Annotated in this window: 24 protein-coding genes; 14 read left to right on the top strand and 10 right to left on the bottom strand. The window is 62.5% G+C overall.

The annotated features are described in order from the left end of the window. Window position 1 precedes the first annotated feature (1 nt). From HMPREF9695_RS20565 to HMPREF9695_RS20550, 4 genes are all read left to right on the top strand, one after another. Entirely contained in the window at window positions 2-208 is a 207-nt protein-coding gene (locus HMPREF9695_RS20565) for a DUF6494 family protein (protein ID WP_006022827.1), read from the top strand. Between the two features lie 116 nt (window positions 209-324). Continuing rightward, a complete protein-coding gene (locus tag HMPREF9695_RS20560) occupies window positions 325-591 on the top strand; it encodes a hypothetical protein (protein ID WP_006022826.1) in 267 nt (88 codons plus the stop codon). Window positions 592-681: 90 nt separating this feature from the next. Continuing rightward, complete coding sequence (locus tag HMPREF9695_RS20555) at window positions 682-894, top strand: alkylphosphonate utilization protein (protein ID WP_006022825.1); 213 nt, start codon at window positions 682-684, stop codon at window positions 892-894. A 26-nt stretch (window positions 895-920) separates the two neighbouring features. Beyond that, window positions 921-1,589 (top strand): DsbA family protein, encoded by a 669-nt coding sequence (locus HMPREF9695_RS20550; RefSeq protein ID WP_006022824.1) that lies wholly within the window; start codon window positions 921-923, stop codon window positions 1,587-1,589. A 35-nt stretch (window positions 1,590-1,624) separates the two neighbouring features. Here HMPREF9695_RS20550 and HMPREF9695_RS20545 read toward each other — a convergent pair whose 3' ends face one another. From HMPREF9695_RS20545 to HMPREF9695_RS20535, 3 genes are all read right to left on the bottom strand, one after another. Next, complete coding sequence (locus HMPREF9695_RS20545; protein ID WP_006022823.1) at window positions 1,625-2,584, bottom strand: radical SAM protein; 960 nt, start codon at window positions 2,582-2,584, stop codon at window positions 1,625-1,627. 612 nt (window positions 2,585-3,196) lie between these two features. Continuing rightward, window positions 3,197-3,460 carry a hypothetical protein gene (locus HMPREF9695_RS20540; protein WP_006022822.1) on the bottom strand — a complete coding sequence of 88 codons (264 nt, stop codon included), beginning with the start codon at window positions 3,458-3,460 and terminating at the stop codon, window positions 3,197-3,199. 122 nt (window positions 3,461-3,582) lie between these two features. Next, window positions 3,583-4,284: a DUF1013 domain-containing protein gene (locus HMPREF9695_RS20535; protein ID WP_006022821.1), complete on the bottom strand. Its 702-nt coding sequence runs from the start codon at window positions 4,282-4,284 to the stop codon at window positions 3,583-3,585. A 196-nt stretch (window positions 4,285-4,480) separates the two neighbouring features. On the opposite strand from HMPREF9695_RS20535, the gene ispH reads away from it, so the two are divergent. From ispH to rnhA, 3 genes are all read left to right on the top strand, one after another. Further along, window positions 4,481-5,452 (top strand): 4-hydroxy-3-methylbut-2-enyl diphosphate reductase, encoded by a 972-nt coding sequence (gene ispH, locus HMPREF9695_RS20530; RefSeq protein WP_006022820.1) that lies wholly within the window; start codon window positions 4,481-4,483, stop codon window positions 5,450-5,452. 170 nt (window positions 5,453-5,622) lie between these two features. Then, window positions 5,623-6,603 carry a homoserine kinase gene (locus tag HMPREF9695_RS20525; protein ID WP_006022819.1) on the top strand — a complete coding sequence of 327 codons (981 nt, stop codon included), beginning with the start codon at window positions 5,623-5,625 and terminating at the stop codon, window positions 6,601-6,603. Continuing rightward, entirely contained in the window at window positions 6,600-7,049 is a 450-nt protein-coding gene (gene rnhA, locus HMPREF9695_RS20520; RefSeq protein WP_006022818.1) for a ribonuclease HI, read from the top strand. Before HMPREF9695_RS20525 ends, rnhA begins: the two co-directional genes overlap by 4 nt. 171 nt (window positions 7,050-7,220) lie before the next feature. On the opposite strand, the gene HMPREF9695_RS20515 is transcribed toward rnhA, so the two are convergent. Together HMPREF9695_RS20515 and HMPREF9695_RS20510 are read right to left on the bottom strand one after the other, a co-directional pair. Further along, window positions 7,221-7,706, bottom strand: coding sequence for a peroxiredoxin (locus tag HMPREF9695_RS20515; protein ID WP_006022817.1), 486 nt, complete (start codon window positions 7,704-7,706; stop codon window positions 7,221-7,223). Between the two features lie 116 nt (window positions 7,707-7,822). Further along, window positions 7,823-8,689 (bottom strand): protein-disulfide reductase DsbD domain-containing protein, encoded by an 867-nt coding sequence (locus tag HMPREF9695_RS20510; RefSeq protein WP_006022816.1) that lies wholly within the window; start codon window positions 8,687-8,689, stop codon window positions 7,823-7,825. Window positions 8,690-8,912: 223 nt separating this feature from the next. On the opposite strand from HMPREF9695_RS20510, the gene HMPREF9695_RS20505 reads away from it, so the two are divergent. Beyond that, window positions 8,913-9,500 carry a YqgE/AlgH family protein gene (locus tag HMPREF9695_RS20505; RefSeq protein WP_245258809.1) on the top strand — a complete coding sequence of 196 codons (588 nt, stop codon included), beginning with the start codon at window positions 8,913-8,915 and terminating at the stop codon, window positions 9,498-9,500. Between the two features lie 14 nt (window positions 9,501-9,514). Here HMPREF9695_RS20505 and HMPREF9695_RS20500 read toward each other — a convergent pair whose 3' ends face one another. Next, entirely contained in the window at window positions 9,515-12,499 is a 2,985-nt protein-coding gene (locus HMPREF9695_RS20500; protein WP_167540067.1) for a sensor domain-containing phosphodiesterase, read from the bottom strand. Window positions 12,500-12,642: 143 nt separating this feature from the next. Further along, entirely contained in the window at window positions 12,643-13,641 is a 999-nt protein-coding gene (locus HMPREF9695_RS20495; protein WP_006022813.1) for an NAD(P)H-quinone oxidoreductase, read from the bottom strand. Window positions 13,642-13,714: 73 nt separating this feature from the next. Between HMPREF9695_RS20495 and HMPREF9695_RS20490 the strand changes: the two genes are divergently transcribed. Together HMPREF9695_RS20490 and rcdA are read left to right on the top strand one after the other, a co-directional pair. Next, window positions 13,715-13,906: a DUF1192 domain-containing protein gene (locus tag HMPREF9695_RS20490; protein WP_006022812.1), complete on the top strand. Its 192-nt coding sequence runs from the start codon at window positions 13,715-13,717 to the stop codon at window positions 13,904-13,906. Window positions 13,907-14,261: 355 nt separating this feature from the next. Beyond that, entirely contained in the window at window positions 14,262-14,771 is a 510-nt protein-coding gene (gene rcdA, locus HMPREF9695_RS20485) for a protease adaptor protein RcdA (protein ID WP_006022811.1), read from the top strand. A gap of 77 nt (window positions 14,772-14,848) precedes the next feature. Here the strand turns inward: rcdA and rpmE are convergent, their stop codons facing one another. Continuing rightward, window positions 14,849-15,076, bottom strand: a complete 228-nt coding sequence (gene rpmE / locus HMPREF9695_RS20480) for a 50S ribosomal protein L31 (protein ID WP_002717151.1) — start codon at window positions 15,074-15,076, stop codon at window positions 14,849-14,851. Window positions 15,077-15,237: 161 nt separating this feature from the next. Between rpmE and HMPREF9695_RS20475 the strand changes: the two genes are divergently transcribed. Then, entirely contained in the window at window positions 15,238-17,118 is a 1,881-nt protein-coding gene (locus tag HMPREF9695_RS20475; RefSeq protein ID WP_006022809.1) for an ABC transporter ATP-binding protein/permease, read from the top strand. 12 nt (window positions 17,119-17,130) lie between these two features. Here HMPREF9695_RS20475 and HMPREF9695_RS20470 read toward each other — a convergent pair whose 3' ends face one another. After that, the gene (locus HMPREF9695_RS20470; protein WP_006022808.1) at window positions 17,131-17,982 is read right to left on the bottom strand and encodes an enoyl-CoA hydratase; all 852 of its coding nucleotides are present in this window, start codon (window positions 17,980-17,982) and stop codon (window positions 17,131-17,133) included. A 308-nt stretch (window positions 17,983-18,290) separates the two neighbouring features. On the opposite strand from HMPREF9695_RS20470, the gene HMPREF9695_RS20465 reads away from it, so the two are divergent. From HMPREF9695_RS20465 to HMPREF9695_RS20455, 3 genes are read left to right on the top strand one after another with little or no spacing between them, the layout of a single operon-like run. Then, on the top strand, window positions 18,291-18,923 hold the full coding sequence (locus HMPREF9695_RS20465; RefSeq protein WP_006022807.1) for a LemA family protein: 633 nt from the start codon (window positions 18,291-18,293) through the stop codon (window positions 18,921-18,923). A 28-nt stretch (window positions 18,924-18,951) separates the two neighbouring features. Next, window positions 18,952-19,830: a TPM domain-containing protein gene (locus HMPREF9695_RS20460; RefSeq protein ID WP_006022806.1), complete on the top strand. Its 879-nt coding sequence runs from the start codon at window positions 18,952-18,954 to the stop codon at window positions 19,828-19,830. Between the two features lie 14 nt (window positions 19,831-19,844). Beyond that, window positions 19,845-20,342 (top strand): TPM domain-containing protein, encoded by a 498-nt coding sequence (locus HMPREF9695_RS20455; protein ID WP_006022805.1) that lies wholly within the window; start codon window positions 19,845-19,847, stop codon window positions 20,340-20,342. A 104-nt stretch (window positions 20,343-20,446) separates the two neighbouring features. Here the strand turns inward: HMPREF9695_RS20455 and putA are convergent, their stop codons facing one another. Then, the gene (putA, locus tag HMPREF9695_RS20450; protein WP_006022804.1) at window positions 20,447-23,458 is read right to left on the bottom strand and encodes a bifunctional proline dehydrogenase/L-glutamate gamma-semialdehyde dehydrogenase PutA; all 3,012 of its coding nucleotides are present in this window, start codon (window positions 23,456-23,458) and stop codon (window positions 20,447-20,449) included. Window positions 23,459-23,514 lie beyond the last annotated feature (56 nt).

The following is a 23,514-nucleotide window of genomic DNA, read 5'->3' as shown; positions in this document are numbered from 1 at the left end:
AATGAACGAAGACGTCTTCAACACCAGTGTGCGGAAGTTTCTCAAGCAGGTCGGCGTCACCTCACAGCGTGAGATCGAAAAGGCGGTCCGCGATGCGGTCGCCGCCGGGCGCCTGAAGGGCGATGAAAAGCTGCCCGCCAAAATGGTGCTCACGGTGGGCGGGGTCGCGCTCTCCTTTACGGTCGATGGCGACATCGAACTCGGATAATTCCGGTCTGATGTGCCGTTTCTGCCGCGAGGGCGCCATTGTGGGCTTGTAAATCGCGCATTCCGGACCGAAGGTCGCGGCCAAATCCGGCTGCGCCGGCAACAACAGGATCGCGGATGCCCGCAACAAAACCAGCCTATCTGCTCGCTTTCGCCGCCGCCGCGTTTCTGCTGGGAGGCTGCGCCCAGTTCGAGCGCAATACCGCGCCACAGGCCACCGTGGATGATGACGCGCTCTGCCGGGCAGAAGGGGAGCCGGGATCGCCGGCCTATGTGGCCTGCCGCAAGAACCGCGACGTCCAGAGCAGCCGCGCGTCGGGCAATTCGCGGATCGAGCGTTCCCATCGCAATCTCGCGGAAGACATGCTCAATAATCCGCGCTAAGGCTGCACGGCGATCCGGTTCTGAGAAGCAAACGCCGGATATGGGACACCAGCCGCGCCGCATGATGCCGCGCTTCACCAAGGAAAAGTCATGGCGGTCAGGGACAGCAACGGCAACGAACTGAAAGAGGGCGACACCGTCGTCGTCATCAAGGATCTGAAGGTGACAGGCTCATCCAGCGGCGTCAAGCGCGGCACCGTGGTGAAGAACATTCATCTCACCGACAATGACGGCGAGATCGAAGGCCGCACCGACAGGATCAAGGGCCTCGTGCTGCGCACTGAATTTCTCAAGAAGGCGTGATCCTGCGCGCGTTTTGAAAGTTGAACATGAAGAGTTTCGCAAAGCGATATATTCCCGGCCTTGCCGCCGCAATGCTCGTGCTGACGTTCCTGGCCTTCGAGTCCGCGCAAACCGCGCCGGCGCAGGAGCAGGGCGGTGCCTCCGAAGTGCTGAGCAAGGATGCGGTGCTGCGCGATCCCGACAATCCGGTGCTCGGAAATCCGAAGGGCGACATCACCATCGTCGAGTATTTCGATTACCAGTGCCCCTACTGCAAGAAGATTTCGCCGGTGCTCGATCAGGTGATCAGCGACGACAAGAATGTGCGGCTGGTGCTGAAGGACTGGCCGATTCTCGGCGATCCGTCGGGATATGCCGCGCGTCTGGTGCTGGCTGCGAAGTATCAGAACAAGTATGAGGCCGCGCACCGCGCGCTGATCGTCAAGGTCGGCCGCCTGACCGAAGCCGCCATCGACGAAACGCTGACACAGGCCGGCGTTGATGTCGCCAAGGCGAAGGCTGATCTCGCAACAAACAAGGCTTCGATCGATGCGCTGCTCAAGCGCAACAGCGAGCAGGCGCAGGCGTTCGGCTTCCGCGGCACGCCCGTCTTCATTGTCGGGACGTTCCGCATCCCCGGCGGCCTGACCGCGGAGCAGTTCAAGCTCGCGATCGCCGATGCAAGGAAAGCTGCGAAGGACGGAGCGGGGAAGTAGGGATTTGCTCCTGAAGCAGCTTTACAAAGCCGAACTTAATTTGGTTTTCCGGTCGCGCCGATAAAATCCGAAAACCGGGTGAGAAATTCGGGAGCGAAGCTGCGTGGGCGCGGCGCACCCGGTTTTGCATATTTCTGGCAGAAATAGACGCAAGCCTGCGTGTTGCAAGGTTTCGGCCCGCGCGCGCGTTTGAATGTGCCGGCGAGAATATTTCCATAGACCGTCGGCCCGCCGCAGCGGATGATCTCTCCCGTCGGTTCCAGTTTCACGAACCGGCGTCCCGCTTCGCAGGACTGCCCGGCGAACGATGGCTCGCCATAAAGCAGATCGTCATCCCTGAACATGTCGATACTCGGCCGCTCCGCTGCGTTCGCCAGCGAGGGCTCATAAAAGTCGCGCGCCAGGGCCGCGAACCTGCGAAACCTTTCCCGATCGGGCTCTGTGTACGCTTCGGGGAAAACCTGACCGTTGTAGGCTCCTCGCATCACTTTGGGGATGGGGACAATCCCGATCTGCGCGAGAAGGTCGCTCGCTTCCTGAAAGCGCGCGAGTGTGCTTGGGCTGGCGACGATCGACACCAGAACCGGGAAGCCTCTTGATCGAAGCAGCTCCACGTTCCGGAAAAAGGCGGAATTGTCGGACCTGTGCTCGCGCTCCTCGAAATGAAATCCCGAATTGATGAAGCTGACGCGGGCCGGATCGATACGCTCCGCGAAAGATTGAAACGGCCGGCTGAGATTGGAATTGAGCGAAATGAAATGCCGTTTGGTCAGCGCTTCGCATAAGTCGGTGAACGAAGGATAGATGCTCGGTTCACCCCCGGTGAGGTGCAGCAGCCAAGTATAACCCGTGGCATCGAAAGCCGACTGCCATTGCTGCGGCGATGCGTAAGTCTGTAATTTCTGGCCGAGCACGTCAGATGAAAAAAAGCAGTAACCGCAACGGTAGTTGCAGGTGTACAGCAAATGCCAGTCGGCCTCGATATCGTATTGCATCAAATGCCTTGCCGTGCGGCGCGAAAAACGGGTCTTGTCTGAATATCGAAACCTACCTGCTGAAGGCGGATGACGATAGTCAAAGACGCAGGTGGCCCCGGCTTGACTATATCACGATATACGGAATATAATCCTATCGCTGTTCCGGCTGATTGATCGCCATTCGGAACGGCTCGCGAAGTGACGACGGTGGAGCGCCGGGAGGCGCAGCGCCAAAGTCATTTGGCGCGCGCGGTCCTCGCAAGACCGCGCAGGCGGGCCGATCGCAAGGTTCGCCTTACGGGTGTCTCGCAAGCACCCCGGCGCCTCCCGAGGCTCCATCGCCTTCGCGCATTTGCGCGGAGCACGTCACATCTCGGACGCGTTGAATCGCGCCGCGAGATCGTGTCGGCATGTAAAGTTGTTGGCATCTGAAGATTGAATGCGGCCAAACATTCGATGTCATCCCCGCGAAGGCGGGGATCCATAATCACCGAACGAGTTTTTGTCCGCGAAGAGTCGATGCCGCTATTTCGGATCGATCGAAAAGTCAGAGAGTCTGGGTCCCCGCTTTCGCGGGGACGACGAAATTGTTCGCGGGGGCGACGAATGTGCTTGTGGGGTGCGAGCCGGTTACGGCTTGTCAGCGGGCTTGTCGAAGCACTCGGCGACAAATTGTGGCAGTTCGCGCTTCTGAATTTTCGCGATCTTCGCGGCGTTGTTGCATTCGATCAGCTTGACCTGCTCGGCACGGCGCTTTTCGGCAGCCTCGCGAAACTCCGGCGCAACCGTGCTGGGATCGACAACCTTCTCGGCGCGCGCCGGTGGGCCGCTGAAGGCGGAGCCGAGGGCGGTCAGGGCCGCGACAAGAAAAAGGAGCGTGACACGGTTGCGCATCACACTCCTATACCACTCATCCGGCGGTTAGGACATGCCCCGTCTGGGGCATGATCCCGAAAAGTGGAAGCCGGTTTTCGGAAAGATCATGCCCATTTAATAGAGGCATGATCCCGAAAAACTTATTCGTCTTCGGCCTTCTTGCCGCCGATGGTCTTCAGCTTGGCGAACACGGCGTCGACATTCATGTCGTCGCGCTGCTTCTCGGTGGTGGTGGCAGCCTCGTGCTCGGCGTCCTTGCGGGTGGTTTCGGAGGCCGGCAGCAGGGTCGCGCCGCCATACTGCGTGGCTGCGGGCTTTTCCTTGGCCGCGCGCTGCACCTCGAAATCGAGTTCGATCTGCGAGCACAGGCCGAGGGTCACAGGGTCCATCGGCGTCAGAGTCGAGGCGTTCCAGTGGGTGCGGTCGCGAACGCTGGCGATTGTCGTCTTGGTGGTGCCGACGAGGCGCATGATCTGGCTGTCTTTGAGTTCCGGATGATTGCGCACCAGCCACAGGATCGCGCTCGGCCGTTCGTGGCGGCGCGAGACCGGCGTGTAGCGCGGGCCCTTCTTCTTCTTGGCCTCAGGCAGGATTACCTTGGACTCGCCGAGTTTCAGCCGATAGTCCGGGTCGGCTTCGCCGCGCTCGATCTCCTCGCGGGAAAGCTGGCCGGTCGAAATCGGGTCCATGCCCTTGATGCCTTGCGCGGCGTCGCCGTCGGCGATGGCGCGGATTTCGAGCGGATGCATCTTGGTGAACTCGGCCACCTGGTCGAACGTCAGCGCGGTGTTATCAACCAGCCACACGGCAGTCGCCTTCGGCATCAGCGGTGCATTGCTCATGGCAAATCTCCTTTACGCTTCGCCCGCCAGATTTTTGGGGGGTAAAGCCGTCTGGTCATCGGTGATGACGGGAATTCGTCCCTATATAGTCTGCCGAGGGCGGACCATTCAATGGTTTTGATCGCCCTTGACAGAACGGGGAAGGCAGCCCCAAGTCCCCTTTATTGGTTCCGAAAACCCTTGATTCCGGCTCAAAATGACCCCTGACGCTCAAAAACCGCAGCTTTCAGTCGTGCTTTGTTCCCCCCGAGGCTTTTGCGCCGGGGTGGTCCGGGCCATCGATACGGTGGAACGCGCGCTGAAGCTCTATGGCGCACCGGTCTATGTCCGTCACGAAATCGTGCATAACCGCTATGTGGTGGAAAGCCTGCGTGAAAAGGGCGCGATTTTTGTCGCGGAACTGGACGAGATTCCGCAGACCAATGCCCCGGTGGTGTTTTCCGCCCATGGTGTGCCGAAGGCCATTCCGAACGAGGCCGACAAGCGCAATTTCTTCACCCTTGATGCGACCTGCCCTCTGGTGACCAAGGTTCATCGCGAGGCGGCGATCCATTTCAAGCGCGGCCGTGAAATCATTCTGATCGGCCATGCCGGTCATCCGGAAGTGGTCGGCACGCTGGGCCAGTTGCCGAAGGGCGCGGTCGTCCTGATCGAGACCATGGACGCGGCGCGGACCTTCCAGCCGAAGGATGCTTCCAAGCTCGCCTTCGTGACGCAGACGACGCTGTCGATCGACGACACCGCGGAAATCGTTGCCGTGCTCAAGGAACGATTCCCGGACATCGACGGCCCGCACAAGGAAGACATCTGCTACGCCACCACCAACCGCCAGCTCGCGGTGAAGAAGGTCGCGCCGCAGGTCGAAGCCATGATCGTGGTCGGCTCGCCGAATTCCTCGAACTCGCAGCGCCTGCGCGAAGTCGCCGAGCGCGAAGGCTGCAAGGTCTCCGTGCTGGTGCAGCGCGCGTCCGAACTCGACTGGTCGAAGTTCGAAGGCATCAAGACCCTTGGAATTACTGCAGGTGCCTCGGCGCCGGAAGTGATCGTCGAAGAAATCATGGATGCGTTCGCGGCCCACTATCATCTGAAGGTGGAAACCGTGTCGGCGGCGATGGAGAACGAATTCTTCCCGCTGCCGCGCCCGCTGCGGAACGACGCGGCGGAGTAAACCTCTCGGTGTGGCGGATTTGAAGTTCCTATCAATTGGCCGCGGGTCCGTTTAGGAACTTCAAATCCAAAGCCGCACCGGAATCATGATCATCCTAGTGTCCCTTTGATTCCGAAGTTCGCATTAAGGGGTACTGCAAACACATGCGAACTTCGGAATCGGGACACTAGATGGCGGTTTACACCGACGTCACCGCCGAAGAGCTTGCGGATTTTCTCGTCCCTTACGGAATAGGCGACCTGCTCTCCTACAAGGGCATCGCCGAGGGCGTGGAGAATTCCAACTATCTTCTGCACACCAGTGGCGGCTCTTTCATTCTGACGCTGTACGAGAAGCGGGTCGCCAAGGGCGATCTGCCGTTCTTTCTCGGGCTGATGGGCCATCTTGCGTCCCACAACATCACTTGCCCGCAGCCTGTCGTGAATCAGCAGGGTGAAGCGCTGGGCATGCTCGCCGGTCGCCCGGCTGCGATCATCACCTTTCTGGAAGGCGTGTGGCCACGCAGGCCGAATGCAACGCATTGCGCGGGTGTGGGTGCGGCGCTGGCGAAGATGCATCTGGCCGGCGCGGATTTCAAAATGTCGCGCGGCAATTCCCTGTCGGTGTCCGGCTGGCGTCCGCTGTTCGATCAGGCGGCCGAACGCGCCGACAGCGTGCAAAGCGGGCTGCGCGATTTTCTGCGCGCCGAACTGGATTTTCTTGAAGGCGCGTGGCCGAGTGCGTTGCCGCGCGGCGTGATCCACGCCGATCTGTTTCCCGACAACGTGTTTTTCCTCGGCGACAAGCTGTCGGGACTGATCGACTTCTACTTTGCCTGCAACGACATGCTCGCCTACGATGTCGCGATTTGCGTGAATGCGTGGTGTTTCGAGCCCGATCACTCGTTCAACGTCACCAAGGCGCGGGCGTTCCTCAATGCCTATGCCCGCGAGCGCAAGCTCTCCGCCGAAGAGCAGGACGCGCTGCCGCTGCTGGCGCGGGGCGCCGCGATGCGCTTCCTGCTGACGCGGCTGGTGGACTGGCTCAACGTGCCGCCCGGCGCGCTGGTCAGGCCGAAGGATCCGCTGGAATATGTCCGCAAGCTGCGCTTCCACCAGAGCGTGAAGAGCATGCGCGACTACGGCGTCGAGCAGTCCGGGATGGTGGCGTGAGCGACGCAAAACTTCCGCATGTCACGATCTTCACCGACGGCGCATGCTCCGGGAATCCGGGGCCGGGCGGCTGGGGCGCGATCCTGCGGTTCGGCGACGTCGAAAAGGAATTGAAGGGCGGCGAAAATCCATCCACCAACAACCGCATGGAGTTGATGGCGGCGATCTCGGCGCTTGAAGCGCTGAAGAAGCCGGCGCTGGTCGATCTCACCACCGACAGCCAGTATGTCCGTCAGGGCATCACGCAGTGGATTCACAACTGGAAGCGCAACGGCTGGAAGACCGCGGACAAGAAGCCGGTCAAGAATGCAGATCTGTGGCAGCGGCTCGATGCGGCGCTGAAGGCTCACACGGTTCGCTGGCACTGGATCAAGGGCCATGCCGGTCACGCCGAGAACGAGCGTGCCGATCAGCTCGCGCGCGATGGGCTGGCGGAAAATCGTTGAGGGTCAAGGGAAGTGTAGTTTTTCCCGGCGTCGTCCCCGCGAAAGCGGGGACCCATAACCACCGAAGGTTATCGAAGACAGGATCCTGATAGCCCGCTTAGGGAGTATGGGTCCCCGCTTTCGCGGGGACGACATCTCGTGTGTTTCGGCTCTCGGGGAAAGACGCTTGGCTCAAAGCTGCGACAGCAGGGTGTCGCCGCCGGACACTTCCACCTTGCCGGGGTTCGTCTCGAGATTGAAAATCTTCACCGTGCCGTCTTCCACCAGCATCGAATAGCGCTTGGAGCGGATGCCGAGTCCGTTGCCGGAAGCGTCCAGCTCCATTCCGATCGCCTTGGTGAAGTCGGCGTTGCCGTCCGCAAGAAAAGTCGCCTCGTCGCGCTGGTCGGTGTCGCGCTTCCAGGCGCTCATGACGAAGGCGTCGTTGACCGACACGACGGCGATGGTGTCGACGCCCTTGGCCTTCAGGGCATAGGCGTTCAGGAAAATGCTTGGCATGTGCATCTTGTGGCAGGTGCCGGTGTAGGCGCCGGGGACGGCGAACAGTGCGACCTTCTTGCCCTTGAAAATGTCATCGGTGGTTTTGACCTGCGGACCTTCCGCGGTCATGACGCGAAACTTGGACTCGGGCAGCTTGTCGCCAACTTTAATGGTCATCGGTGCTCTCCGTGAAATCGGTGCAGTGTCATAGCGCGGTTTCCGCAAAGGTGTGAACCGGTTTTGCGAATGGGAGACGCGCAATTTGCCGGCCGGCGGCTTGCTGCGGTGCGATCTCAATCCGTCTTGGGCGGCACGGCGGCGTTCACCTCATAGGCGCCGCCAGGTCCGGCGACCGTGAGCTTCAGGATCGCGCCGTCGGCAGTCGCGCCCGGAGGAAGCCCGTCGAGTTCGAAGGCGAAGCGCAGGACGCCGTCCGCCTCGCGCTGGATGAGCTTGGGGACCGGCAACGCCCAGTCCGGGGTCGGGCCTTCGGCAAAGAGCTGGACCTCTTTGTCCTTATGGGTTGCATTCTTCTCGTCCAGAGCCACGTCGACCAGCACCAGCTTGCCGTCGCGCCGGACGCCGCGGATCGCGATCGGCGTCGCGTCGCCGATCTTGGCTGGCTTCGGGACGGTTTCGAGCGCCGCGGCGATGGCGCTGTCTTCGGTGCTGGCGACGCTGACAAATGCAAGCTCGGCATTTGCCTCGACCGGGATGCAGATTTTTTCGCACACCGCGTAGCTGATCGACGCACGCAGCGTCACCGGCTTGTCAGGACTCTTTGCAATGATCCGCAGCGGCAGCAGCAACTGGTTATTATAGCCGAATGAGATTCCTCCGGCGCCGTCGGGGAATTTCATCGGTACCGGCCAGAGAATTTTGACGGAGTCGATGTTGTCGGACTTCGAAAAATCGATCCGCGGCGGCACGCCGGAATCTCCCGGCGTGCGCCAGTAGGTTTTCCATCCCGGTTGCAGCTGGAAGCCGATGCCGCCGAGCAGCACGTTGCCGCTGCGCGAACCGGCAATCAGCCGGACCGCCGAGTAGGTGTCCTTGATCCAGGGCGAGGCGTCATCCGCGCGCGCGTGCACCGGAGCGAGGCAGGCAATTGCGGCGAAGGCAATGCTGGAGACTGTACGAACGGGAACCAAGAGTGTCATCAGACGTCCTTACAGGGTGGTATCCCTGTGAACCATTGAATTGCCTGTGATCCGGTCTTTTTCGCGACCAAATGCAGCATGCTGCAACCGCGCTGCGCCGCTTGATTGACAGAACTGGCACCCAATATCAGGATGGATGGACAGTACGAGAGTCGTTGCGATGAAGGCCACGCGCAATAAGACCGAAAAGACTGCCGGTGGCCAGATCCTGGCCGAAGGCGAGATGTCGGGCGCCGGTTATCTCGACGGTCAGTTGCTGATCGCCATGCCAGTAATGGACGATGAGCGCTTTGCCCGCTCGGTCATCTATCTGTGCGCCCATTCATCTGAAGGCGCCATGGGCATCATCGTCAACCGCCCGGCCGGCAGCATCGACTTCCCGCAACTGCTGGTGCAGCTCGACATCATCAACAAGGCCGATCAGATCAAGCTGCCCGGCAGCGCCGAGGAGATGAAGGTGCTGAAAGGCGGCCCGGTCGATACCGGCCGCGGCTTCGTGCTTCATTCGAGCGACTTCTTCATCAAGGATGCGACGCTGCCGATCGACGACGGAATCTGCCTCACGGCCACCCTCGACATCCTGAAAGCCATCGCGGCCGGCGCCGGACCCAAGCATGCCATTCTGGCGCTGGGCTATGCCGGCTGGGCGCCCGGCCAGTTAGAGAACGAGATCCAGCACAACGGCTGGCTGCACTGTCCCGCCGATCCCGATCTGATTTTCGGGCCCGACGCCGAGGACAAGTATCAGCGCGCGCTCGAAAAGATCGGCATCGATCTGGCGATGTTGTCGAACGAAGCCGGACACGCCTAAGCGCAAAAACCCTTTTACGCCGTTTCGGGTCCGGGCATGGCAGCAGGCGCTGTCGTTGCCGCGGGTGGCGGTGTCGGCGTCGTGATGTTGCGGATGCTTTGCCGGCGGTTGCGTGGCTGCTGAACCTTTTCGCCGGTCAGCAGGCGGAGGCTGGCGTCGGCGTCCATCGGCTCGCCGAAGGCAAAGCCCTGCGCATATTCGCAGCCGAGCTGGAACAGCTCGACGGCGTCGGAATCGGTTTCCGCACCCTCGGCCACGACTTCCATGTCGAGATCGTGCGCCAGCGCAATGATCGACTTGAGCAGCACCGGCCGCGCGCCGCGGCTGGAGGTGCGCACGAACGACTGGTCGATCTTGATGGTGTCGAACGGGAAGCGTTGCAGATAGGCCAGCGACGAGTGACCGGTGCCGAAGTCGTCCAGCGACAGGCCGACGCCGAGTTCCTTGATCCGGTGCAGCATCTGCGCGGCGTGCTCGGGATTTTCCATCACCAGCGACTCGGTCAATTCCAGCTTGAGCGAGCCGCGCGCCACGGCGGAGCGTGACATCACGCCGCGCACGTCATGGATCAGATCGTGACGGAGCAGTTGCCGAGACGAGACATTGACGCTGGCGAAGATCGGCTGGCGCGAGCGCACGGTGCGCTGCCAGATCGCAAGCTGCTTCGCCGTCGTGTCCATCACGAACAGACCGAGCTCGACGATCAGGCCGATTTCTTCCGCGATCGAAATGAACTCCGACGGCGACATCCGGCCGAGTTTGGGATGATCCCAGCGCGCCAGCGCCTCGAAGCCCGCGATGCTGCGGTCTTCCAGCCGCACGATGGGCTGATAGAGAATGGTGATTTCCTGGCGCTCGATGGCGCGGCGCAGTTCGGATTCCAGCGCGAGACGGTCGGTCTTACGGGCGCGCATGGCGGGCTTGTAGACGTCGATGCGGTCGCCGCCGATACGCTTGGAATGATACATCGCCAGCTCGGCGTCCTTGATGATCTCCTCGGTCAGCGGGACCTGCGGATCGCTCAGCGCGAGGCCGATCGATGCGGTAAGGAAAATCTCGCGGCCGTCGAATGCGATCGGGGCCCGGATCGTCTTGCGGATGGTTTCGGCGAACGCGGTGATCCGCGTCGGCTCGTGCTCCGAGGTCAGGATCAGGCCGAACTGGTCGCCGGCCAGACGCGCCAGCGTGTCCTGCGGCTTGAGAATGCGCGCGAGACGGCGCGCCAGTGTCAGCAGGATCGAGTCGCCGACAGCGATGCCGACGGAATCGTTGACCTGCTTGAAGCGGTCGAGGTCGATCACCATCACGGTGGGACGCAGGTTCGGCGTAGTCTTGGCGAACATCGACACCGCGCCGAGGCGATCGATGAAGAGTTGCCGGTTCGGCAGGCCGGTGAGATTGTCGTGCACCGAATCGTGGAGCAGACGTTCTTCCGAATTCTTGATGTCGGTGACGTCGGTCAGCGTGCCGACCACGCGCGAGACTTCTCCGTCGGAGCCGACCACCGGGCGCGCCTTCAGCGCGAACCACATGAAGTGTCCGTCGGGCGTGCGCAGCCGGAAGTCCTGCACCAGACGCCCGCGGCGCTGATCGAGCACGCTGTCCAGCGCAGCACGGAAGCGATCCTGATCGAGCGGATGCAGCACCTCGAGCCATTTGGCGGCGGGGCCTTCCAGCGTGCCGCGTTTGAGGCCGAGCAGCACTTCGGTTTCGGGGCTGGTGAAGACCTTGTCCGCCGACACGTCCCAGTCCCAGATCAGGTCGCCGGAGCCGGTCAGCGCCAGCGCGCGGCGCTCCACGTCGGAGACGACGCCGCTGGTCGCGCCGCCGCCTGCGAAGGCATGCTGCATCACCGTGAAGCCGATCAGCATCACGATCAGCACAAGGCCGCCGAGCAGTGCAGGTCCGACGATGTCGTTGGTGACCGCGCCGGCGATGGTCATGCCGGCGGCGGCGACCCAGACCATCAGCAGGAACCAGGTCGGGATCAGCAGCACCGCGCGGTCGAAGCCGTGGGTCGAGAGATAGACGATCAGCGCAAAGCCAAACACCGCGATCAGCGCCAGCGAGATGCGCGCGATGCCGGATGCGACGGCGGGATCGAACAAGGCGAGCGCGACCAGTGCGCCGAGGAACAGCAGCCAGCCCATGGTGATGTGCGAATAGCGCACATGCCATCGCGAGAGGTTGAGATAGGCGAACAGGAACACCAGCAGCGTCGCCGCCAGCATGGCCTCGCCGGACGCGCGCCAGACGCGCTCCGCGCCGGCCGACATGTCGAACACCTTGCCCCAGAATCCGAAGTCGACGCCGATGTAGACCAGCACCGCCCAAGCCAGCGCCGCCGCGGCCGGGAACATGATGCTGCCCTTGACCACGAACAGGATGGTCAGCACCAGCGCCAGCAATCCGGAAATCCCGATGACGATGCCCTGATAGAGGGTGAACGAGTTGACCTTGTCCTTGTAGGCTTCCGGCTCCCAGAGATAGAGCTGCGGAATCTTGTCGGTGCGCAGTTCGGCGACGAAGGTGATGACCGCGCCGGGGTCGAGGGTGATGCGGAAGACGTCCGCAGTCGGGTTCTCCTGACGCTCGGGGCGGTCGCCGGTCGACGGCGTGATCGAGGCGATGCGCGACAGGCCGAGATCGGGCCAGAGCAATCCCGACGACACGATGCGGTAATGGGGCACGACAATCAGACGATCGAGCTGATCGTCGGTGTTGTTGGTGAGCGCGAACACAATCCAGTTCTGGCCGCCTTCGCGCGCACGCACCTCGATGCGGCGGACGATGCCGTCGGTGCCGGGCGCGGTGGAAACCTGGATACGGTCGGTGTCGCTGCGCTGGAATTCAAGCACGCCGGTCAGGTCGATCGCCGGCGCGTCGCTGCGGACGCTGATCGCGTCGAGCGCATGCGCCGGCTGAACGGCGGCGAACAGGATCAAGCTCAGCAAAAATGAGAGCGCTGCGGCCCGAAGCGAACTTCGATTGTGGAGCACTTGCAGCAGCGCGAAGCCTCTGATCGAGCGCAAAGTCAGCTCTCCGCGTGGGGACCAGCGGGGCTCACGAGACCCGCCGGTAGGAACGCGATAAATGCCACGAATATGAAGCAAATCAAAGGGTTTCGATGGGTTCCCCGGCCTTAAACCGTCAGCACAATTTTGCCAATATGTTGGCTGGATTCCATCCGCGCATGGGCTTTTGAGGCCTCTTTCAGCGGGAATGTGCTGTCCATCAGGGGTTTGACGCGGCCGCTGGCGAGCCAGGGCATCGCCTTGGCCTCAATTGCGCTGACCATCGCCGCCTTGTCCGCGACAGTGCGCGGGCGCAGCGTCGAGCCCGTATGGTGCAGCCGCTTCATCATCAGCTTGGCGAAGTTCGGCGTCGCCTTCGAGCCGCCGAGGAATGCGATCTGGACAATCCGGCCTTCGACGGCCGCGGCTTCATAGTTGCGGTCGATGTAATCGCCGCCGACCATGTCGAGGATGACGTCGACGCCGACGCCGTCGGTCAGCGCCTTCGTCCTGGCGACGAAATCCTCGGTCTTGTAGTTGATCGCGGCATCCGCGCCGAGCTTGAGGCACGCATCGACCTTGTCCTGTCCGCCGACGGTGACGAACACTTTCGCGCCGTGCGCCTTCGCCATCTGGATCGCCATGGTGCCGATGCCGGATGAGCCGCCGTGGATCAGCAGCGTTTCGCCCGGCTTCAATCCGCCGCGCTCGAACACATTGTGCCAGACCGTCATCAGCGTCTCGGCGACTGCGCCGGCCTCGGTCATCGAAAACCCTTTCGGCACCGACATCGCGTGGCTCTCATGGGTGAGGCAGTATTCGGCGTAACCGCCGCCTGCGACCAGCGACATCACCTTGTCGCCGATCTTGCGCTTGGTGACGCCCTCGCCGAGCGCGACCACTTCGCCTGCGACTTCGAGGCCCGGAAGATCGCTCGCGCCGGGAGGCACGGGATACAGTCCCATGCGCTGCAACACGTCGGGCCGATTGACGCCCGCCGCTTCAACCTTGATGAGAATTTCATTCGGTCCCGGCTTCGGCACCGGCCGCTGTTCAGGCACGAGCACCTCGGGTCCGCCGGGTTTGGAAATCGCGATGGCGGTCATTTGTGCGGGCAGCTTGTCCATGATGTGTCCTTGCGGCGGATGGGCGGGGAAGGAAAGATGTCAGCTATAATCGGGTGAACGTGAGGAGGGAAGCATGGCCAGCGATGACGACGACAAGCCGAGGAAGAAAGTCACCCACGAACTGGGGCAGGATCTGTCGCTGTTGTCGTTCGAGGATATCGAAGATCGCATCGCAGCACTCACAGCCGAGATCGAGCGGCTGAAAGCTGATGCCGCGAAGAAACGCGCCAGCCGCGACGCCGCCAACGCCTTCTTCAAGTCGTGAATTCGTGAACGCAGTTCCGGGACAATTGCAAAGGAACCGTAAAAAGAACCGTTCATTTACGACGTATTAAGCTTTCGGGATTATGACTGCAATTGTCCTTGTTTGGACACCGAGTGGCTCCTGTCACTCTGTTTGACGCCTCCCTGTTATCAACTTTCAAAAGCCGCCGGAAACGGCGGCTCTTTTTTTGCCGGGCTTTCTATACTTTGGCCGGGGCCCTTTTCCTGCGCCCGGCATCCCGCTGGAAACCATATCTCCTCATTGTTACGCAGCGTGGCTGGACTCTCCGTCCCGGGCGCGCAATGATTTGTTCATCATAAAAAAATCAGCGAACCAGCAGCGTGAGGCGTTAACCATGTCCGACCAGGGCGAAGCCGATCTCGTTCTCTTGAGCGAGCGGATCACAAATTCACCAGCCTTCGGGACCTTGTTCAGGGAAGGCATGGATCTCGTCGAGGAGACCGCGGCCTATCTGGACGGACCGGGTCGCACCGAGGCGAAGGCGCTCGAGCGCTCCGTGAGCCTGAGCTATGCCACCGAAAGCATGCGGCTGACCACGCGGCTCATGCAGTTGGCGTCCTGGCTGTTGCTGCATCGCGCAGTCAAGGAAGGTGAGATGACGCTGCACCAGGCCAATCGGGAGAAGACCAAGGTCAAGCTGACCGCCGCCGATCCCGGTCCGGAAGATATCGTTTCCAAGCTGCCGGCACGCTTGCAGGAACTCGTCACGCGCTCGATGGCGCTGCAATCGAAGGTGCGCCGGCTGGATGCGACAATCCACACGCCGGCCTCCGAGCATCTGGCGATCGGCAATCCGCTGGTGCCGCAAATGAACATGCTGAAGGCTGCATTCGAGCGGCGGTAAGCGTTCAGCCAGAAACAAAAAACGCCCCTGCGAAAGCGGGGGCGTTTTTGTATCGATGGCCGGAAACCTGAGAAGGATCAGTCCTTCTTGAGGAAGCCCGAAAACTTCTTCTGGAAGCGCGAAACGCGGCCGCCGCGATCGAGGATCTGCTGGGTGCCGCCGGTCCAGGCCGGGTGCGACTTTGAGTCAATGTCGAGGTTCAGCGTGTCGCCTTCCTTGCCGTAGGTCGAGCGGGTCAGGTACTCGGTCCCGTCGGTCATGACGACCTTAATTGTATGATAATCCGGGTGAATTTCGGCTTTCATGGCAAATCCTCTGGCGCCGCGCGCCCACAGATCAATGATGTTCGGGACGAATTTGGGCGCTCTATACCGCAGGAACGGCCCGGAAACAAGCAGCGACGTCATTTGCCAGCCCCTTATTGGGGGCCTATTGGAGGGCCTGAAAGCAACACGGCGGCCGAAGAATGAGTGCAGTGGAACGCGTTGAAGACCCGAGGTTGCCATCCGCGCTGGCGCGTGAGGTGGCCGCCGTCAAAGGGGTCTCTGCCAATGCCACCGGGCCTTCGCCGGACGCGCCCGAACCGGCGCCGAAGAAATCCCGCGGCGTGAAACTGCGTCCGCTGCTGGCGCTGGCGCCTTACGTGGCGCGTTATCGCGGGCAGGCTCTCGCGGCGCTGGTGGCGCTGATCATCGCATCCGCCGCGACGCTGGTGGTGCCGCTCGCCGTGCGCCGCATGATCGATTTCGGCTTCAGCCCCGAGGGCATCGCGCTGATCAACAGCTACTTCGCGGTGATGATCGCGGTGGTGGCGGTGCTCGCCTGCGCCAGTGCCTCGCGCTACTATCTCGTCATCACGCTGGGCGAGCGCATCGTCGCCGATCTGCGCCGCGATGTGTTCAAACATCTCACGTCGCTGTCGCCGTCGTTCTTCGACACCGCGCATAGTGGCGAACTGGTCTCGCGCCTGACCGCCGACACCACGCAGATCAAGTCGGCGGTCGGCGCGTCGGTCTCGATCGCGCTGCGCAATCTCGTGCTGTTCGTCGGCGCATCCGCGATGATGGTGGTCACGAGCCCCAAGCTATCCGGCATCGTGCTTGCGGTGATCCCGCTGATCGTGCTGCCGCTGGTCGCCTTCGGACGCCGCGTGCAGAAACTGTCGCGCGGCGCGCAGGACACGCTGGCAGACGCCTCGTCCTATGCTTCTGAACTGATCGGCGCGATCCGCACGCTGCAGGCCTTTACCAATGAGCGCCTCGCGGAAGCGCGGTTCGGCGGCGAAGTCGAGCGGGCCTACGTCGCGGCGCGCAACTCGACACGCGCCCGCGCATTTCTCACGGCCACCGTGATCTTCCTGATCTTCGCCAGCGTCGTGGCGATCCTGTGGATCGGCTCGCATGACGTGCTGACCAACCAGATCAGCGCCGGGCGTCTCGGCCAGTTCATTCTCTATGCGGCGTTCGCAGCCGGCGCGCTCGGCGAACTCAGCCAGGTGTGGGGTGAGATCTCGCAAGCCTCCGGCGCGTCCGAGCGGCTGTTCGAAATCCTGCGCATCAAGCCGGACATCGCCGCGCCTGCGAACCCGCGCGCGCTGCCGATGCCGCCGCGCGGTGACGTAATGTTCGACAATGTCCGGTTTTCCTATCCGACACGGCCGGATCATCTCGCAGTCGATGGCGTGTCGTTCGCGGTGAAGGCCGGCGAGAAGGTTGCGGTGGTCGGACCGTCAGGCGCCGGCAAGAGCACGCTGTTTCATCTGCTGTTGCGGTTCTACGATCCTGCCTCTGGCGTGATCTCGGTCGATGGCGTGCCGGTCCGCGAAGCCGATCCGTCCGCTGTGCGGTCGCGCATTGCGCTGGTGCCGCAGGATTCCGCTGTGTTCGCCACCAGCGCCCGCGAGAACATCCGGTTCGGCCGTCCCGACGCCAGCGATGCGGAAGTCGCGCGCGCCGCCGATCTGGCTCATGCCACCGAGTTCATTACCCGTCTGCCACTCGGCTTCGACACGCAACTCGGCGAGCGTGGTGTGACACTCTCCGGCGGCCAGCGCCAGCGGATTGCGATTGCGCGCGCGATCCTGCGCGATGCGCCGCTGTTGCTGCTCGATGAGGCGACGTCGTCGCTCGACGCCGAGAGCGAGACGCTGGTGCAGACCGCTTTGGAAGAGCTGATGAAGCATCGCACCACGCTGGTGATCGCGCATCGTCTCGCCACCGTGCTGTCCTGCGACCGCATTCTGGTGATGGAGAACGGCCGCATTGTCGAGCAGGGCACCCACGCCTCGCTGGTCGCGGCCAACGGTCTCTATGCGCGCCTCGCACGGTTGCAGTTCGAGGGCGTCTGATTTTCCCGCGAGTTAGCTGCGCTTGAACACCGGCTTGCGCTTTTCGACGAAGGCCTTCACCGCTTCCTTGTGATCGGCGGTCCCCGCGGATCGCACCATGCGCTCGGCTTCGTGATCGAGCGAGGTCAGAAAATCGTTCATCAGCGCTTCGTCGAGATTGTCCTTCAGGAAACGCAGTGCGGTGGTTGGTCCCTCGGCCAGTTTCTTCGCCCACGCAAACGCCTCTTCACGCAGCTTGTCGTCCGGCACCACGCGGTTGACGATGCCGAGCGCTTCGCAACGCTTCGCATCGATCTTCTCACCGAAGAACATCAGTTCGCGCGCGCGCGACGTGCCGACGAGGCGGGTGAGCAGCCACGACATGCCATAGTCGCCGCTGAGCCCGATCTTCACATAGGCCGTGGTGACGAAAGCGGACTCTGCGGCGATGCGCAGGTCGCATGCCAGCGCCAGCGACAGTCCAGCGCCTGCGGCGGGGCCGGGCAGCGCCGCGATGGTCGGCTTGCGGACATTGACCAGTGCGCCGGTCAGGGTGCGCTGGCGTTCCTGCAAGCGTGCGATTTTCTGATCGAGTGTCAGCTCCGGTGCATTGCTGCTACCCGGCTTGCCGCCCATGCCCTTGACGTCGCCGCCGGCACAGAACGCGTCGCCTGCGCCGGTGATGAGAAGAGCGCCGACATTCGGGTCTTCGCCGCACTGCTTGATCATGCGGCGAAGCGCCGGTGTCAGATTGTCGGAAAGCGAATTGCGCGCCTGCGGGCGATTGAGCGTGATGACGGCGACGCGGTCGCGGATCTCGCAGAGAAGTTCGTCCGTGCCGGTGTCGATCACGGTTTCGGATGAGGTCATCGCAGTGGCGGTCATGGTCGCTGTTCCGGGGTCGAGTTGGTTTCGAATTGGAACTGTGTACTCTGCCGCAGCCAATTTCCAGTGAAACCTCGCGCAACGCAGTCATGTTGCATGAGATTTTTGTGGCCATCATACGAATATCCCTCATCCGTACACAGCGGTTTCGTTCATCGATGGTTCAAGAGCAAAGTCGCTAAAAAACGAACAGGCGAGGCAAGATGACCGGGGCAGACAGGGCGTGTATGCTTGCCGTCACACGGCCACGTTAGGGTCGTTCGCCTGCTCTCATTCTTCCGCCGTTCGGCGTTTTACTGGAGATATTCATGCGCAAGATTTTGACCGTCCTTGCAGCGCTCGCGTCGCTGAGCCTCACCAATTGCGGATACAATGCGATCCAGCAGAACGATGAATCGGTGAAGTCGGCATGGTCAGAAGTCGTGAACCAGTATCAGCGCCGCGCCGATCTGGTGCCGAACCTCGTCAATTCCGTTAAGGGCTTTGCGCAGCAGGAAAAGGATGTGCTGCTCGGCGTGACCAATGCACGCGCCAAGGTTGGCGGCGTGCAGGTGACTCCTGAAGTGCTGAACGATCCGGCGGCCTTGCAGAAATTCCAGGCGGCGCAGGGCGAACTCACCGGTGCGCTGTCGCGCCTTCTTGTGGTGACGGAAAACTATCCGCAGCTGAAGTCCGACCAGTTGTTCCGCGATCTGGTTGCGCAGCTTGAAGGCACCGAGAACCGCATCGCGGTGGCGCGCAACCGCTATATCAAGGCGGTGCAGGACTATAACGTCGGCATCCGCACCTTCCCGAACAACCTGACGGCGATGGCGTTCGGCTACAAGGAAAAGGCCAACTTCACCGTGGAGAACGAGAAGTCGATTTCCACCGCGCCGAAGGTCGATTTCAACGCGCCGTCTCCGGCAGCGCCTGCCCCGGCACCCGCGCCCGCCAAGTAAGGGAACAGGGGAATAGCGGACATCCGCAATGAAAGCGGTAAAGGCGGTCATTCTCGCGTTCATGCTGTGCTGGGCGTTTGCCGGCGCGGCATTTGTTGCGCGGGCCGACGTCGCAGTGCCGCCGCTGACCGGGCGCGTGGTCGATCTGACGGGAACGCTGTCGGCCGATCAGGCGGCAAGTCTCGAACAGAAACTGAAAGCGTTCGAGGATCGCAAGGGCAGCCAGCTTGCGGTGCTGATCGTGCCGACCACCCAGCCGGAAACCATCGAGCAGTATTCGCTGCGCGTGGCCGAACAATGGAAGCTTGGCCGCAAGAAGGTCGATGACGGCGCGCTTCTGATCATCGCTAAGAACGACCGCAAGCTGCGCATCGAGGTCGGCTACGGCCTTGAAGGCGCGTTGAACGACGCGACCTCCAAGCGCATCATCGACGAGATTATCACGCCGAAATTCAGAAGCGGCGACTTCGCCGGCGGCATTTCGGATGGCGCGGACCGCATCCTGAAAGTGATCGACGGCGAGCCGCTGCCGCCGCCGAAGCCTGAAGGCGAGATGCCGGACCTGAGCGCGATCGGCGAGTATTTCCCGTTCCTCTTCATTGTCGTGCTGGTCGGCGGCGGAATCTTCCGGGCCATCTTCGGCCGTCTGCTGGGCTCCCTTATTGCCGGCGGCGGTGTCGCGGCCTTCATCTGGTTCTTCCTCGGCGTGTTGCCGATTGCCGCCATCGGGGGAATGATCGCGTTTGTCGTGACGCTGATTGGCGACACGCTCGTGTCGTCCGGCGGCGGCGGAGGCCGCGGCGGCTACGGCGGTGGATTCAGTTCCGGGGGATCGAGCAGTTCCAGCGGCGGGTTCAGCGGAGGCGGCGGCAGCTTCGGCGGCGGCGGCGCGTCGGGCAGTTGGTAGCCGAGAGCACAGCAATGGGCATCAAACGCATCGGCAAGCATCTTCTTCTCAACCGCTGGCGGGTGCGCCGCGCGTTCCCGCGGCAGGCGCTCGCGAACATCGAAAAGGCGATCAAGGCCAGCGAAGCGACCCATGCCGGCCAGATCCGCTTTGTGGTGGAAGGCGCGCTCGATGGCGTGCCGCTGTTCAGGAACCAGCCCGCCCGCGCCCGCGCCATCGATGTTTTCGGGCATTTGCGGGTCTGGGACACCGCGCAAAGCAACGGCGTGCTGATTTATCTGCTGCTCGCCGATCGCGACGTCGAGATCGTCGCCGATCGCGGCTTCAATGACAAAGTTACCCAGGCGGAATGGGAGAAGATCTGCCGCCTGATGGAAACCGAATTCCGCGCCAAGAATTTCGAGGGCGGCGTGCTGAAAGGCATTGCAGCCGTGACGAAGGTTTTGGCGAAGCATTTTCCGGCCAGCGACGCACATCGCAACGAACTGCCCGACAAGCCGGTGTTGCTGTAGTATCGCATGGCGTCATTGCGAGGAGCGAAGCGACGAAGCAATCCATGATTCAAGGATGGATTGCTTCGCTTCGCTCGCGATGACGAATAGCGGCGTCTGCGGCCTCACTCTTCCGTCATCAGCCCGACATTGCCGCCTGCGGCCGCGGTGTTGATCGTCACCGTCTGCTCGGTGGCGAGGCGCGGAAGATAATGCGGCCCGCCGGCCTTGGGTCCCGTTCCTGACAATCCGTGTCCGCCGAAGGGCTGCACGCCGACCACCGCGCCGATCATGTTGCGGTTGACGTAGACGTTGCCCACCGCCAGCCGCTCGATCGTGGTGTCGACGGTGTCGTCGATGCGCGAATGGATGCCGAGCGTCAGGCCATAGCCGCTGGTGGCGATCGATTGCAGCACATGCTCGAAATCTGCCGCCTTGTAGCGCACCACATGCAGGATCGGACCGAACACTTCCTCCGTGAGTTGCTCCGCGTTCTCCAGTTCGAAGATATGCGGGGCGACGAAGTTGCCCGATGCCGGCGCTTCGCCCGCGAAATGAACCTGCGCGGTGGCTTTCATCCGCGCGATATGCGCATCGAGACGTTCCTTCGCCTCGGCGTCGATCACCGGCCCGACCTGGATTGCCGGATCACGCGGATCGCCGACTTTCAGTTCCGCTGCGGCGCCGGCGATGATTTCGATCATGCGGTCCGCGACATCGTCCTGCACGAACAACAGCCGCAAGGCCGAACAGCGCTGACCGGCCGATCTGAAGGCCGATCTCACCACGTCGTCGGCGACCTGTTCGGGCAGCGCGGTCGCGTCGACGATCATGGCGTTGATGCCACCGGTCTCGGCGATCAGCGGCACGATCGGGCCGTCTTTCGCGGCGAGGGTGCGGTTGATCGAGCGCGCCACATCGGTGGACCCGGTGAAGACGACGCCGGCGATGTTGTCATGCGCGACCAGCGCCGCGCCGATCTTGCCGTCGCCCTGCACGAGATGGAGCGCCGAATCCGGAATTCCTGCGTCATGCAGCAGCGCCACGGCTTCCGCGGCAATGCGCGGCGTCTGTTCGGCGGGCTTGGCGACGACTGCGTTGCCCGCCATCAGGCAGGCGGCGACCTGGCCCAGAAAAATCGCCAGCGGAAAATTCCACGGCGAGATCGCGACAATGACGCCGCGTCCGCGCAGTCGCAGCGTATTGCTCTCGCCGGTGGGGCCGGGGAGCGGCAGGCCGTCGCCGAACAGCCTGCGGCCCTCGATGGCATAGTAGCGGCAGAAGTCGATCGCCTCGCGCACTTCGGAGACGGCATCGTCGATGGTCTTGCCGCCTTCGGTTTGCAGCAATGCGATGAAGTGCGGCATCCGCTGCTCGAGAAGATCCGCGGCGCGCTCCAGCGCTATGGCCCGGGTGTCGGCGGTCGTCCGGCTCCAGAAGGCGAAGCCGGTGCGCGCCAGTGCAACAGCGATCGCGGCGTCGTCCTCGCTCGCCTCCTTGACGCTGTTTGAAGGTGTCACTGCATCGTCAACCGATGTCAGCAATGCGTCCAGTGCAGCGCGCTCTCCAAACTCGATGCCTTTCGAGTTGATCCGCGGCAGATACAGTTCAGGCGGCAGCGGCAGGCGTGCGTTACGGGCCTGATCGGGCGCTGCGATAATCTGCTCCGGTCGCTGCAGCAGTGTTATGACCGGAACACTGTCATCCGCCGCCTGTGCGACGAAGGATGAATTGGCGCCGTTCTCCAGAAGCCGCCGCACCAGATAGGCCAGCAGGTCGCGATGGCTGCCGACCGGCGCATAGATGCGGCAGGCGAGATCCGGCTTGTCGGCATGAAACTGCGCATAGAGAGCGTCACCCATGCCGTGTAGCCGCTGAAATTCGAAGCTGGTATCATCGCCTGCGAGTTCGGAAATGGTTGCGACCGACAGCGCGTTGTGGGTGGCGAACTGCGGAAAGATGCGGGGGCGCAAGCCGAGCAGCTTTCGCGCGCAGGCGATGTAGTTCAGGTCGGTCATCGCCTTGCGGGTGAAGACCGGATAGCCGTCAAGCCCGCGTTCCTGCGCGCGCTTCACTTCGGTGTCCCAATAGGCGCCTTTGACAAGGCGCAGCATCATGCGGCGGTCGTGGCGCTCCGCGAGCGCATGGACGTGATCGATGACCGCCTCGGCGCGTTTCTGATAGGCCTGCACGGCAAGCCCGAATCCCTCCCAGCCTGTGAGCGAAGGATCCGCAAACACCGCGCCGATCACATCCAGCGACAGTTCGAGCCGGTCGGCTTCCTCAGCGTCGATGGTGAAGTTCATGTGGTGCGCCATGGCGCGGCGCGCGAGATCGAGCGCAAGCGGCGCCAGTTCGGCCATCACCCGCGTGCGGCTGAGCGCCTCGTAGCGCGGATGCAGTGCCGATAGCTTCACGGAGATTCCGGGACGGTCCGGGTGAGAGTTGTTTCCCGCCGTGCGGCCGATGGCCTCGATAGCTGCGGCATAGGATTCGAAATAGCGCGCGGCGTCGGCTGCGGTGCGGGCGCCTTCGCCAAGCATGTCAAAGGAATAGCGATGATGATGGGTGGGGCCATCGTCGTCCGATGCGCGCGCGAGCGCGGTATCGATGGTTTCACCCAGCACGAAATGATTGCCCATCAGCCGCATCGCCTGCCGGGTCGCGGTGCGCACTGCAGGAAGGCCGATCCGCTTGGCGATCAGCCCGACGGTGCCAAGCGGTGTCTCGCCGGGCTGGATCACCCGCGCGGACAGGCCGAGCGCCCACGCCGATGCATTGACCAGCAGTGCGCTGGACTTTGTGCGGTGATGCGCGAAGTCGCCCTGACCAAGTTTGTCCTCGATGAAGCGGTCGGCAGTGGCGGCGTCGGGGACGCGCAGCAGCGCCTCCGCCATCACCATCAGAGCAAGGCCTTCCTTGGTCGACAACGCGAATTCGCGCAGCATGTCTTCGACGCCGCCGAAGCCGCCATCTTCGGCACGCACGGCCTCGATCAGACGCGTGGCGGTGCGGTCGATGCGGGCATTCTGTTCGGCGGACAATGGCGGCATCGCGAGCAGGCGCGCAGCGATCTCGCTGTCGTCGGGCGCATAGGGTGCTGAAAAGAGTTGGCCGGGGCCAGGATTGTCGAGCATGGCATCCTCTTGGGCTGCCAAATCCTACATCCAACACCTGCCGTGGTTCGATAGAC

It is taken from the genome of Afipia broomeae ATCC 49717 (genome assembly GCF_000314675.2).
Taxonomy (GTDB): Bacteria; Pseudomonadota; Alphaproteobacteria; order Rhizobiales; family Xanthobacteraceae; genus Afipia; species Afipia broomeae.
The sequence above is the reverse complement of the archived record's forward strand: the minus strand, read 5'-3'. Positions and strand labels throughout refer to the sequence as shown.